The sequence below is a fragment of the Saccharopolyspora shandongensis genome, from assembly GCF_900106995.1.
Lineage (GTDB): Bacteria > Actinomycetota > Actinomycetes > Mycobacteriales > Pseudonocardiaceae > Saccharopolyspora > Saccharopolyspora shandongensis.
The window spans coordinates 53,872-67,282 of sequence record NZ_FNOK01000026.1; the positions used below are offsets into that span (position 1 = coordinate 53,872).

Annotated in this window: 9 protein-coding genes; 5 read left to right on the forward strand and 4 right to left on the reverse strand. The window is 71.1% G+C overall.

Annotated features, from left to right (window positions below; all coding sequences use genetic code 11):
* Positions 1-26 precede the first annotated feature (26 nt).
* Positions 27-4,652, forward strand: coding sequence for a caspase, EACC1-associated type (locus tag BLW84_RS25305; RefSeq protein WP_177226681.1), 4,626 nt, complete (start codon positions 27-29; stop codon positions 4,650-4,652).
* 20 nt (positions 4,653-4,672) lie between these two features.
* Here the strand turns inward: BLW84_RS25305 and BLW84_RS25310 are convergent, their stop codons facing one another.
* From BLW84_RS25310 to ligD, 4 genes are all read right to left on the reverse strand, one after another.
* On the reverse strand, positions 4,673-6,760 hold the full coding sequence (locus BLW84_RS25310) for a xanthine dehydrogenase family protein molybdopterin-binding subunit (protein WP_093269710.1): 2,088 nt from the start codon (positions 6,758-6,760) through the stop codon (positions 4,673-4,675).
* On the reverse strand, positions 6,757-7,743 hold the full coding sequence (locus tag BLW84_RS25315; protein ID WP_093269713.1) for an FAD binding domain-containing protein: 987 nt from the start codon (positions 7,741-7,743) through the stop codon (positions 6,757-6,759). Before BLW84_RS25315 ends, BLW84_RS25310 begins: the two co-directional genes overlap by 4 nt.
* Positions 7,740-8,231, reverse strand: a complete 492-nt coding sequence (locus BLW84_RS25320) for a 2Fe-2S iron-sulfur cluster-binding protein (protein WP_093269716.1) — start codon at positions 8,229-8,231, stop codon at positions 7,740-7,742. The genes BLW84_RS25315 and BLW84_RS25320 overlap by 4 nt, the downstream gene beginning before the upstream one ends.
* Before the next feature lie 75 nt (positions 8,232-8,306).
* Positions 8,307-9,209 carry a non-homologous end-joining DNA ligase gene (gene ligD, locus BLW84_RS25325; protein WP_245761367.1) on the reverse strand — a complete coding sequence of 301 codons (903 nt, stop codon included), beginning with the start codon at positions 9,207-9,209 and terminating at the stop codon, positions 8,307-8,309.
* Between the two features lie 248 nt (positions 9,210-9,457).
* Here ligD and BLW84_RS25330 point away from each other — a divergent pair, with 248 nt between their 5' ends.
* From BLW84_RS25330 to BLW84_RS25345, 4 genes are all read left to right on the forward strand, one after another.
* Positions 9,458-10,252 carry an acyl-CoA dehydrogenase family protein gene (locus BLW84_RS25330; protein ID WP_218157458.1) on the forward strand — a complete coding sequence of 265 codons (795 nt, stop codon included), beginning with the start codon at positions 9,458-9,460 and terminating at the stop codon, positions 10,250-10,252.
* A 181-nt stretch (positions 10,253-10,433) separates the two neighbouring features.
* The gene (locus BLW84_RS25335) at positions 10,434-10,649 is read left to right on the forward strand and encodes a hypothetical protein (RefSeq protein ID WP_093269721.1); all 216 of its coding nucleotides are present in this window, start codon (positions 10,434-10,436) and stop codon (positions 10,647-10,649) included.
* A gap of 148 nt (positions 10,650-10,797) precedes the next feature.
* Positions 10,798-12,279, forward strand: coding sequence for a CoA transferase (locus BLW84_RS25340; RefSeq protein WP_093269724.1), 1,482 nt, complete (start codon positions 10,798-10,800; stop codon positions 12,277-12,279).
* A gap of 326 nt (positions 12,280-12,605) precedes the next feature.
* Positions 12,606-13,403: an exodeoxyribonuclease III gene (locus tag BLW84_RS25345; protein WP_093269727.1), complete on the forward strand. Its 798-nt coding sequence runs from the start codon at positions 12,606-12,608 to the stop codon at positions 13,401-13,403.
* The last annotated feature ends 8 nt before the right edge of the window (positions 13,404-13,411 follow it).

A 13,411-nucleotide genomic window follows, 5' to 3' on the forward strand; every position in this document is an offset into this window, starting at 1 on the left:
CCGGTCCCTCCGCGGACGGACCGATCGTGTCTCCGTTGACGTTGGGACTGCCCGGGACCCGTGTCCTGGTGGCCGGAACCGGCAAGCACGTATCGACGTCGCCGTTGCCGGACGTGCCGGCGGTGCCCGGCACCGTGCGGGACCTGGCGCAGGTTCTCACGGACCGCTGTGGCCTCGCCGAAGGAAACCTGCTGCGCCCGCTGATCGATCCGACGCCGAGTGCGCTGGAGAGCGCGCTGATCGACGCGGCCTCGCAGGCAACGGACGCGCTGCTCTTCTACTACGTGGGGCACGGGCTGGTCAGCGCCGGGAACGAGCTGTACCTCGCGACTCGCGATACCGATCATTTCGCGCGGGCTCTTGCGACCAAGGCACTGCCGTTCTCGGCCGTCCGCGACGCCCTGACCGACAGCCGCGCGCAGGCGGTCGTGGTGATCTTGGACTGCTGCTTCTCCGGACGGGCCCGCGGATCGTTCGGCACACCGGTGGCGGACGCGCTGGAGCTGGCCACGATGGGCGGCACCTATCTGCTGGCCTCGGCCGCTCCCGAAACCAGGGCGCTCGCCCCCGAAGGCAGAAAGCACACCGCGTTCAGCGGAGAACTCATCACGTTCCTGCGGGACGGCGATCCCACCATGCCCGCGCTGCTCACCGCGGAGGACGCGTACCGCCACCTCTCCCGCACGCTGCCCCGGCACGGATTTCCGCAACCGCACCGCCAGCTCAGCGGGCGCACCGGCGAACTGGTGCTGGCCACGAATCCCGCCGCCCCGACCGTGACCGCGCCACGGCCACCGGGCCGGACCGAGGAGAACCCGAGGACCGACCAGCCCTGCCCCTACCTCGGGCTGGACGCCTTCAGCACCGCGGACGTGCGGTACTTCTTCGGCCGCGGCGAGCTGACCGCCACCCTCATGCGTCACCTGGCCGCCAGGGCGCAGGACACGAGCCTGGCCGCGGTGGTCGGCCCATCCGGCGCGGGGAAGTCGTCGTTGCTGCACGCCGGGCTGCTGCCGGCGGTGAAACAGGGCCGGCTGCCGATTCACGGGTCGCGGACCTGGCCGTCCTCGGTGCTCACCCCCGGCGAACACCCGCTGGACACCCTCGCCGCCCGGTTCGCCCAGCTCGCCGGGACTTCCCGGGAAGCGCTGCGCGCCGAACTGGCCGCCAACCCGATGACGTTCGCCCAGATCGTGCGCGACGCGGGGCGCACCCGAGCCGATGGCACCGAGGTGCCGGACGGCCGGATCCTGCTCGTGGTGGATCAGTTCGAGGAGGTCTTCGCCTGCCCGGACGAGGACGAGCGGCGGGCGTTCATCCAGGCCCTGTGCGCGGCAGCGCAATCCGGCGAAGGCGGCACGCCGGCGCCGGCGTTGGTCGTCCTCGGCATCCGGGCCGATGCCTACTCCCGCTGTCTGGCCTACCCCGAATTGCTGCCCGCGCTCGAGGACGGTCAGCTCCTCGTCAAACCCATGTCCGAGCAGGAGTTGCGCGAGACCATCGAGAAGCCGGCCGAGGTCGCCGGTCTCCCGTTGGAAGACGGGTTGGCGGAACTCCTGCTGCAGGATCTGAGATCGGGGCAGGACGTCGCCCAGGACACCGGCGGCACGCTGCCGCTGCTGTCGTTCGCGCTGCTGGGCACCTGGCAGCGACGAGAGCCGCACACCGGCACGCTCACCTTGGCCGGGTACCGGGCCACCGGCGGAATCTGGAAAGCGGTGACTCAGCAGGCCGACGCCACCTTCGACGAGCTCGGAGACGCCGAGCAACGCGCGGCGAGAACGCTGCTGCTGCGCATGGTGCGCCTCTCCGAAGGAGTGGACGACGGCCGTCGCCCGGTCAACGTCACCGACCTCCTCCGGGAACGTCCCGGCCACGAGACCGAGGCGATGCGCCACGCCCTCGACGCGTTCGTGCAAGCCCGGCTGGTCACCGTCGACCAGGACACCGCGCAGATCACCCACGAGGCGCTGCTGCGCACCTGGCCCAGGTTGCGCAACTGGATCGACGAGGATCGCTCCGGTCTGCTCGTCCACCAACGACTCGCCGAGGCCGCCGATGCGTGGCAACGCGAAAACCGGGACCGGACAACGCTTTATCGGGGAAGCCGCCTCGCCGCAGCGCGGCAGTGGGTGGGCGATCACGAGCCCCGGGCGGGGCTCACCGCGCTCGAACGGGATTTCCTGCGCGCCAGCACCCGGGCGGGGCTGCTCAGCCGGTTGCTCGTCATCGGCGTCGTCGGCGCGCTCCTCCTGGCCGGCGTCGTCGCTGTCCAGCAGTCGTGGATCAACGCCGAACGCGACGAGGAGGCGGCATCGGTGCAGCTCGCCACCCAGGCCGATGCGATCCGCACCAGCGACCCGGCCGCCGCGTTGCAGCTGAGCCTGGCGGCCTACCGCACCGCCAAGACACCCGAGGCACGCGCCGCGATCCACGCCGCTGTCACCACTCCGTACCCCATCAGCCTGCCCGGCCACACCGGGGACGTCCTCAACGTCGCGTACAGCTCGAACGGGCGTGTTCTCGCCAGTTCGGCCACCGACCACACCGTGCGTCTCTGGGACGTTTCAGACGTCCGGCATCCCGCAGGTGGCGCGGTGCTGCCCACACCGGGTACCGCGGCCATCGCGTTCAGCCCCGACGGGCGCCTGCTCGCCGGGCACAGCCGTCGGACCCTGTTCGTGTGGGATGTGACCGATCCGCGCCATCCGGTGGAGAAGGCGCGGGTGGAATCCGCGACCGATCTTGCGATGACCGTCGCGTTCAGCCCGGACGGACGCATGCTCGCCGCCGGCAGCGACGAAGGCCGGCTCAGGTTGTGGGATCTGAGCGACATATCCCGTCCGACCCCGCAGCACACGCTGTTCGTCGACACCGAGGACGTCACGTCCGTGGCGTTCCGGCCGGACGGGGCCACCCTCGCCGCCGCCAGCACCGGCGGCACGGTCCGGCTGTGGAACCTGGCCGAAGCCCAACCCTCGGTGATCTCAACGCTGCCGGCCGAATCCGCCTCGGCCGTGGTGTTCAGCCCGGAGGGACGGTGGCTGATCGCCGGCGGCGTCTTCGGCCGGATGGAGTCGTGGGACGTCACCGATCCCCGGAACCCGGTTTCCAAGAGCTTGGGGCTGCACTCCACCGGCGACTGGATCTCCGCCGGCGACTTGACCTCCACCCTCGGCCCGAAGTGGGACAAGGGCGACGTCCTGTCCATCGCGTTCAGCCCGAACGGAGAACATTTCGCCGCCAGCAGCAGCTCGGGCACCGTCCAGCGATACGAATTCACCGACACCGGGTTGACCGATCCGCTGATGACAAGCCTGAACAGCTTCCGCAGCGGTAGCCCGGCCAGGGCGGTGGCATTTTCGCCCGACAATCACCAGATCGTCGCGGGGCGCGACCGCGGTGTGGTCCAGATCTGGACCACACCCAGCGCGCCGCCCTTACCCACACGCCTTTCCACCTACCAGTTTACCGGCACGCCCGGCTCGGTGTTCGGCGGCGGTGGCAACGTGTTGATCGGCTTCCACGAGGACGGCGCCCAGCTCTGGGACATCACCGACCGCCGCCGCCCGACGGTCGCCGCCGTGCTCCCGCAGCCCTGGCAATCCGGCGGCTTCCTCTCCGACGGCCGCACGCTCATCGCATTCGCCGGTGACAGGTCGTCGGTCGCCCTGTGGGATGTCGGCGATCCTCGCCATCCGGTCATCAGGTCGACGATCGCCAAGCCCGGCCCGGAAACCGGGAACCTACGCGTGGCAGTCGGCTTGGAGAACCACGTCCTCGCCATGCACAACGATGCGGACGACGCGATCCACCTGTTCGACATCGCCGCCCCCGATCGGCCGGTGGAGGCGGCACGTGTCGCGAGTGCCAGCGGGGTGAAGGGGTTCGACCTCAGCAGCGGAGGACGCCGCTTGGTCGTCTTCGACGACCTCTACAGGATCCGGCTCTGGGATCTGACCGATCTCCGACTGCCCATCGGCGGAGACGCGGTGGGGAGCGACGACCCGGATGATGGAGACTTCGACACCACCGGGTTCAAGCAGTCATTCGTCTCGAACGACCGGCTTTACGGCCTGGTGCCCGACCGCGAGGTCACATTGTGGCAGCTGACCGGTTCCGGCAACGCCGAAAGACGAGGCGAGTTGCCTCCGGCGAGCGCCATGTCCGTGAGCCGCGAAGGTGCCGTCGTGATCACCGCGTCCACCATGTCGCGGACCATCGAGCTGTGGGATGTCGGCGACCTCGGACATCCGTCCGTTCTGAGCAGCATCCCGATCGAGGACGAAGATGAATCGGTGTCGAGCACCCTGACCAGCGACGATGACCGATTCTTGGCAGTGGCGATGCGAACCGACCGAAGTTCCTCGTTCTTCGGCCGCACCGTGCGGCTCTGGGACGTGGCCGATCCAGCCGCCGTCGCCGAACACTTCACCATTCCCGCCGAAACCATCGCCCTGGAGTTCGGTCCGGACGACCACACGCTCGCCGTGGACACCGATAATCCCGAAATCGGACAGGGCGTTGTGCTGCTGGAGCTGGACTCGGACCGGCTGTACGAGGACCTCTGCTCCTACAACGTCCCCGCGATGAACGCGGAGCAGTGGGCGCGTCACGTCCCGAATCGCCCCTACCGGTCCGCCTGCGCCTGAACCCGCGTCCGGGCACGGGTTCAGGACAGGAACCTGTCCAGGGTGATGGGCAGGTCCCGGACGCGGATGCCGGTGGCGTGGTGGGCGGCGTTGGCGATCGCCGCCGCCGTTCCCACGATGCCCAGCTCGCCGATCCCCTTGGCGCCCAACGGGTTCACGTACGGGTCGTGCTCGTCGATCCAGTCCGCCTCGATCTCGCCGATGTCGGCGTTGACCGGGATGTGGTACCCCGCGAAGTCGTGGTTGACCACGTGCCCGAACCGGGGGTCGACCACGCTGTGCTCGTGCAACGCCATGGACAGCCCCATGGTCATCCCGCCCAGCAGCTGCGAGCGCCCGGTCTTGGCGTTGATCATCCGGCCGACCGCGAAGATCCCCAGCAGCCGGGGCACCCGGATCTCCCCGGTCGCGGTGTGCACCCGTACCTCGACGAACTGCGCGCCGAAGCTGTGCATGGACAACTGCCCGGCGTACGGGTTGTCCGGCAGCGCCCCGGTGACCTCCACACCCTCGTCCGGGACCGGTTCCCCGGCAGGCAGCTCGGCGCGCAGCCGGCGGGCCGCGTCCACGATGGCCGAACCCCAGCACAGGATTCCGGTCGACCCGCCCGCGCCGGTGGCGTAGGGCAGGTCGGTGTCGCCGATGCTCAGCACCACCTCGGACATCCCGACGCCCAGCGCGTCGGCCGCGATCTGGGTGAGCGCGGTCCACGCCCCGGTGCCGATGTCGGCGGCCCCGATGAGCACCCGGTAGTGGCCGTCCGGCCGGGCCTGGATGGTGGCCCGCGAGCCCGGCATGCTGAACACCGGGTACGTCGAGGCGGCCACCCCGGTGCCGACCAGCCACGGCCCGTCGCGGTGCGCGCGCGGCGCCGGATCGCGCTCCGCCCAGCCGAACCGCCGCGCGCCCTCGCGCAGGCAGGCGACCAGGTTCCGGCTGGAGAACGGCCGGCCGGACTCGGGATCGGTGTCCGGCTCGTTGCGGATGCGGAACTCGACGGGATCCAGGCCGCAGGCGATCGCCATCTCGTCCATGGCGACCTCCAGGCCGAACATGCCCGGCGCTTCGCCGGGCGCGCGCATCCACGACGGCACCGGCACGTCGAGCTCGGCGAGCCGGTGCGTGGTGCGGCGGTTCGGTGCGGCGTACATGACGCGCGTGGGCACCGCGGTCTGCTCGGCGAACTCCTTGATCCGGGAGGTCTGCTCGACCACGTCGTGGCTGATCGCGCTCAGCACGCCGGCGGCGTCGCAGCCGAGCCGGATCCGCTGGATGGTGCCGGTGCGGTAGCCGACCACCGAGAACATCTGCTGACGGGTCAGGACGAGCTTGGCCGGTCGCGGGGCGACGAGCTGAGCGGCCATCGCGGCCAGCACCACGTGCGCGTGCGGAAGCCCCTTGGAACCGAAGCCGCCGCCGGTGTGCGGGCACACCACGTGGATCCGGTGCGGTTCCATGCCGAACAGCGTCGCGATCGTGTCGCGCACCCAGTGCACGCCCTGCGTGGAGTCGTAGAGGGTGAGCTCGTCGTCGGTCCACATCGCGATGGTGGCGTGCGGTTCCAGCGGGTTGTTGTGCTCCTGCGGCGTGGTGTAGGTGGCGTCGACGACCACCGCCGCGGCGGCCAGCGCGCCGTCCACGTCGCCGTCGTCGGTGTCGGTCGGGAAGCCGCCGTTGACCTCGCCGGGCTTGACCAGGTCGGCGCGGGCGGGGTGGAGGGAAACGTCGTGGGTGCGGGTCTCGTAGCTCGGCCGCACCAGGTTCGCCGCCCGCCGGGCGGCCTCCACCGTCTCGGCGAGCACCGCGCCGATGAACTGCCCGCGGAAGGCGACCTCGGGAGACTGCAGGATCGCCAGTTCGGCGTCCTGGGTCGAGGCCAGCCGCGGCGCGTTCTCGTGGGTGAGCACGCCCAGCACGCCGGGTTCGCGCATCGCCGCCGCGGTGTCGATGCCGGTGATCCGCCCCAGCGCGATGTTCGCCTGCAGCGGGAACACGTGCACCGGCCGCTGGACCGGGTGCTCCGCCGCATACAGCGCGGCGCCCCGGACCTTCTCGTCGCCTTCGATGCGGTCGACGGGCGCGCCGATCAGGCTGGTCGTGGCGGTCATCGCCGCACCTCCGCGAGCTCGGCGAGGACGTCGACGATCATGTTGCGCGTCAACGGGATCTTGAACTCGTTGCCGGGCAGCGGCCGCGCGTCGGCGAGCTCCGCATCGGCGGCCTCCCGGAACTTCTCCTCGGTCGCGGCGGCGCCGCGCAGCACCATCTCGGCCCGCGTCGCCCGCCACGGCTTGTGGGCGACGCCGCCCAGCGCCAGCCGGACGTCCCGCAGCTCGCCGTCGGCGACGTCCACAGCTGCGGCCACCGACACCAGCGCGAACGCGTAGGACGCGCGGTCTCTGGCCTTGCGGTACCGGGAGTTCACCGCGAAGCCCAGCGACGGGATGTCGATCGAGGTGATCAGTTCGCCGTGCTCCAGGACGGTGTCCCGCTCCGGCTCGTCGTCGGGCAGCCGGTGCAGCCCGACCAGCGGGATCGCCCGCTGCCCGTGCGGCCCCTGGGTGTTCACCACCGCGTCGAGCGCGACCATCGCCACCGCCATGTCGGACGGGTGCGTGGCGACGCACGCATCGGACGTGCCGAGGATCGCGTGATCGCGGTGGAAGCCCTCCCGCGCCGGGCAACCCGTCCCGGGCTCCCGCTTGTTGCACGGCGTCGTCACGTCCTGGAAGTAGACGCATCTGGTGCGCTGCAACAGGTTCCCGCCCGTGGTCGCGAGGTTGCGCAGCTGGCCGGACGCGCCCGCCAGCACCGCCTGCGAGAGCATCGGGAAGCGCTCGCGGATCACCGGATCGGCCGCCAGCGCGGTGTTGGTGACCGCGGCGCCGATGCGCACGAACTCGGGGTGCTGCTCGATCCGGCCGGAGGTCAGCCGCCGGACGTCCACCAGCACGTCCGGCTGCTCGACCTCCAGCTTCATGAGGTCCACCAGGTTGGTGCCGCCGGCCAGGAACGCGGCGGTGGGCGTCGCGGCGAGGGTGTCCACGGCGGTGGCGACGTCGGCGGCGCGCTGGTAGCGGAACGGCTTCATCGCTGCGCCACCTCCGCGATGGCCGGGACGATGTTGGCGTACGCGCCGCAGCGGCACAGGTTGCCGCTCATCCGCTCGCGGATCTCATCGGCCAGCCCGGCGCCGTCCGCGGTGACCGCGCTCGGCTCGCCGTCGCGCATCTCGCACAGCACGCCGACGGCGGAACAAACCTGGCCGGGCGTGCAGTACCCGCACTGGAACGCGTCGTGCTCGATGAACGCCCGCTGCACCGGGTGCAGGTCGGCGCCGACGAGGCCGTCGGCGGTGCGGAACTCGGCACCGTCGAAGGCCACCGCGAGCATCAGGCAGCTGTTGACCCTGCGGTCGCCCATCAGCAGGGTGCACGCACCGCACTGGCCGTGGTCGCAACCCTTCTTCGCGCTGGTGATCCCGAGTCCTTCCCGCAGGGCGTCGAGCACGGTCGTGCGCGTGTCGACGGTGAACCGGTGTTCGGTCCCGTCCACGACGAGGGTGATTTCGGCTTCCACGGTCCCTCCCCTCGAACGAACCTGTTCGACAGGCGTACCCGGGAGGCCGCCGGGTCACGCACGCGCAGGCGAGCGTCAACCGGGTTTGCCGGGATGCGGAAAGTCGCTCCCGGATCGCGCATCTTCCAGATCCGCCCAGGGGTCGTCCTTCTGCGCCAGCCGCCGCGCCATGTTCGCCAGGCCGTAGGACTGCGGCGTCACGCGGCCGAGCTCGTCGAGGTCGAACGGGGTCGCGGCCGGTGCTCCGGGGCGGGCGCGCAGCGAGTAGGGCGCGATCATCGTCTGGCCGTAGGCGTTGCGGTTGGTGTCCAGGAAGATCCGGTCGCCTCGCTTGTCCTTGCGCTGCTCGACGGTGAGCCGGTCCGGCTCGTCGCGCGCCATCGCCTCGGCGAGCTCCCGGATGGCGGCCCGGACCTCGTCGAATCCCCGATCGCCGCGCAGCGGGGCGGCGATGTGGAATCCCCTGCCGCCGGTGGCCTGCACGTGCGGCGACAGCCCGGCGTCCCGGAACCGCTCGCACCCCAGCCGCACCACGTCGCGGAGTTCGGACAGCTCCACCCCGTCCGGCGGATCCAGGTCCAGCACGGCGAGCACCGGGAGATCCAGATCATCCACAGTGGACAGTCCGATGTGGAACTCCAGGCACGCCTGACCGGCCAGGTAGAGCAGGGTCGCCGCATCGTCGACGACGACGTGGTGCACCGCGCCCGGCGCGCCTCGCTGCGGCACGGCCGCCACCCGCACCCAATCCGGGAAGTGGTTCGACGCCTCCTTCTGGAAGAACCCGGCGGAACCGATGCCGTCCGGGAAACGGCGCAGCGTCATCGGTTTGCCGCGCGCGTGCGCGACCAGGACCGCCGCCACCGACCGGAAGTACTCGGCCACGTCCCGCTTCCGGTAACCGTCATCGGGGTACAGGACCTTGTCCGGGTTGGAGAGCTCGATCCGCCGCCCCTCCACCTCGACCCGCGCGGTCACGGGCGATCACCGCGGAGCGTTCGCGGTAGGTCGGGGGGCTTCCTCTTGGACATGCCGTCGGCGTACCCGGCGCGCGGCCGGTTTCAACCGGCACCCGGCTGCTCCGGGGGCGGGCGGGGTCGGCAGGAAGTGGGTGAGGTGAACGGACCGTTCGTCCCGCCTACCGAGGCGAACGGTCCGTTCACTCCTCACTCCGAACCCGATGCGACGGTCGTCTTCGACGCGGCCGAGGCCCGGGCGCTGTGCGCGTGCACTGCCAGGGGTTCTCCGAGCCCGGCGCGGGGTCGGACCTCGCGAGCCTGCGCACCACGGGCGTCGTCGACGGCGACGAGCTGGTCGTCCACGGGCACAAGATCTGGACCTCCGGCGCGACCGAGGCGAACACGATGTTCCTGCTCTGCCGCACGGACCCGGACGCCGAGCGGCACCGCGGCCTGACCTACGTGCTGGTGCCGATGTCCGGCAACGGCATCGAGGTCCGACCGATCCGGCAGATGGCCGGCGGGCACGGCTACGGCGAGGAGTTCATCGACGGCGCCCGCGCCCCGCTGTCCAACGTGATCGGTGGGCTCGGCGACGGCTGGCGCGTGGCGATGACCACGCTCGGCGCCGAACGGGCCGGCGAGATCACCACGCAGTACCCCGGTTACCGCGCGGAGTTCGACCGGTTGGTGGCGCGGCTGCGCGACCTCGGCAGGCTGGCCGACCCGCTGGTGCGCGACGAGCTCGCCCGGCTGCTGATCCGCGTCGAGCTGATGCGCTTCACCGGCCGCCGCGTCGCCGACGAGCTGCGCGCCGGGAACCCGGCTCGGGAACTGCTGGCGATCGACAAGGTCAACTGGTCGGAGCTGCACTGCGACCTCGGTGCCGCCGTGATGTCCCTGCAGGGGCTCGGCGGCCTGGTCCGCCCGGACGGCGACGGCTACCCGGTCGACGAGTTCCGGCGCGCCTTCCTGGAGAGCCGCGGGCGGCGGATCGCGCGCGGCACCAACCAGATCCAGCGCAACATCATCGCCGAACGCGTTCTCGGCCTGCCGAAGTGACCGCACGGCGACCCGGAACCGAGCCGGCCCGGTTGCGGGTCGATACGGCCGTTCGCGGGATGTCCGTTCGCTGGGCAGCGGCCTCTCGTTGAGACGATCGGGTGAAGTGTGGAACTCCGGGCCGCAGCATTTGGTCCTATGGGGCGAGAAACCGACTGGGGCCGAGCCCGGGAGAAGACCTATGCAGCAGCACGTGTACGCCGAACTGATCGGCGGCCCCGAAGACGGCCGCTCGTTCATCATCCCCGCGCCGGACACGGACTTACCCCTCGGCCAGTTCACCTTCCCGTCCCCGCGAGACGGCGAAGCGCCGTGCGCCCGCTACGACCGGCACGACCGGCGCGCGGACGGCGTGTGGCGCTACCAGTACGCGGGCGAGCACAACATCCTCCGCTGACGCCACCCCAGTCCTCAGTGGATCCTCCTCCTGGTCACGCCACGTGACCACTGCGGTCACGCCGCGTTCGCGAATCAGTCCAGCCGCGAGCGCGGCGAATCGTTAGCCTGCACAAGGAATTCCGCGCGGCACCAGTCCAGGAGGAACCGTGTCCCTCACCGAGCGAATCAGCAAGGCGATCGCAGCGCCCGCCACCGACGACGCCTTCGATCCGAACGCCGAGCTCGCCGACCTGCTGGCCGGCGTCGGGCTGGACCCGGCGGACTCCGGTGGGCGCGTCTCCTTCCTCGGCGCCGACCCGGTGGTGCCGAGCCCGCTGCGGCTGGGCGGGGCCGCGGGCATCGCGCTGGCCGCCAAGTCGGTCGTGATGGCCAAGATCTGGCAGCTGCGCGGCGGGCGCGGCCAGGACATCTCGGTGGACCTGCGCACGGCCCCGCACCGGCTGTGCCCGTTCTACGACCGCCGGTGGGAGCTGCTCAACGGCTATCCCGGCGCGAGCCCGGCGAACCCGAGCAACGCGCTGGGCTTCGCCTTCTACCGCACCGCCGACGACCGGTGGGTCATGCCGCTCAACCCGTACCCGAAGCTCAAGATGGGGGCGCAGAAGCTGCTGGGCGTGCCGGACGACGCTGCGGCGGTGGGCCGAGCCATCGCCGGCTGGCGGGCCCGCGACCTGGAGGAGGCCGGCGAGGCCGCAGGCGTGGTCATGCCGATGCTGCGCAGTCCGGCGGAGCTGCTCGCCGAGGTCCAGTACCGCGACTTCTTCGCCGACATGCCGCTGATCGAGATCACCAAGATCGGCGAGAGCGACCCCGAACCGTTCCGCCCCGGCAGCGCGCCGCTGGACGGCGTCCGCGCGCTGGGCATGGGGCACGTGATCGCCGGGGCCGGCGTCGGACGCGCGCTGGCGCTGCACGGCGCGGACGCGCTCAACATCTGGCGCCCCGGCGAACTCGAGCACGACACCACCTACATCACCGCCAACGTCGGCGTCCGATCGGCCACAGTGGACCCGTACCGGCCGGAGGGCGCCGCGCTGATCCGGCGGCTGCTCGCCGGCGCCGACGTGTTCTACGCCAACCGCCGGCCCGGCTACCTGGAATCGATCGGGCTGTCGCCGGAGAAAGCGGCCGCCACCCGGCCGGGCATCATCCACGCCACCGCGATGCTCAACGGCAGCGCCGGGCCGTGGGCACAGCGGGTCGGCTTCGACCAGTCCGCGGGCAGCCTGGTGGGCATGATGAACCTCGAAGGCGACGGCGAGACGCCGGCGCTGCCGCCGATCCTGGTGGTCAACGACTACATCGTGTCGTGGCTGCTCGCGCTCGGCGTCGGCCAGGCGCTCGTCCGCCGCGCCACCGAGGGCGGCAGCTATCGCGTGCACGTCTCCCTGACCCGGGCCGCCTTGTGGATCCTGAGCATGGGCATCTTCGACCGCGACTACGCCCACGCCGTCGCGGGCACCGGCGAGGAGCACGCCTACCTGGATCCGGAGACCTTCACCGCCGACACGCCCCTCGGCCGCTACCAGGGCGTCACCGACCAGGTCCGCATGTCGGAAACCCCGGGGGCCTACCGGCACGTCCTCCTCCCCCGCGGTGCCGGCCGCCCCGAGTGGCTCCCCCGCTGACCGCGACCCGTGCGCACTTCGTGCTGCTAAAGAGGTTGTTTGGATGTCGTGGTGTTGAGGTGTGGTAACGCGGGGTTTTGTCTTTGAAGCGGCGCAGCCGCTTAGCCCACCCTCGCAGCTTGCACCGCCGCGGGTTCTCAGGCGTCTTCTCGCGAGGACAGCCCCGGCGTGGTGAATTGGCATTCATGAGTCGGGGATCCCACAGCGAGAAGGCGACAGCAACTCCCGCAGGGGGGCCGCTACCTGCACCGCCACGCAAAACGAGCCTGGAAACAGCCGGGGTGCCCCTCGCCGCCGGTGACGGGGTGGTGTGACAGGGTTCGGGCATGCGGATCGCTACCTGGAACGTCAACTCCGTCGGCGCCCGGTTGCCCAAGCTGATCGACTGGCTGGGCAAGGCCGAACCGGACGTCCTGTGCGTCCAGGAGCTCAAGTGCGCCGCCGACGCCTTCCCCGTCGACGAGGTCGGCGAGCTCGGCTACGAGGTCGCCGCGCACGGCACCGGGCGCTGGAACGGCGTGGCGGTGCTGTCCAAGGTCGGCATCGACGAGGTGCGCCGCGGGCTGCTCGACGAGCCGGGCTTCCAGGCCGACGGCGCGATGTTCGAGACCCAGGAACCCAGGGCGATCGGCGCGACGTGCGGCGGCGTGCGGATGTGGTCGGTGTACGTCCCGAACGGCCGTGAGGTCGGGCACCCGCACTACGCCTACAAGCTGCGGTGGCTCGACGCGCTGCGCGCCACGGCCATCGAGGAGCTGGCCGCCGACCGGCCGTTCGCCGTGCTCGGCGACTTCAACATCGCCCCGACCGACGCCGACGTCTGGGACATCGCGGCCTTCGAGGGCAGCACCCACGTCACCGAGGACGAGCGCAAGGCGCTCGCCGCGCTCGCGGAGACCGGCCTCGCCGAGGTCTACCCGCGGGCGCTGAAGTACGACGTCCCGTTCACCTACTGGGACTACCGCCAGCTGCGCTTCCCGAACAACCAGGGCATGCGCATCGACCTGGTCTACGGCAACGAGCGCTTCACCGGTGCGGTCGCGGACTCCTACGTGGATCGCGAGGCCCGCAAGGGCAAGGGCACCTCCGACCACACCCCGGTGGTCGTCGACCTCGACCTCTGACGCGCGCC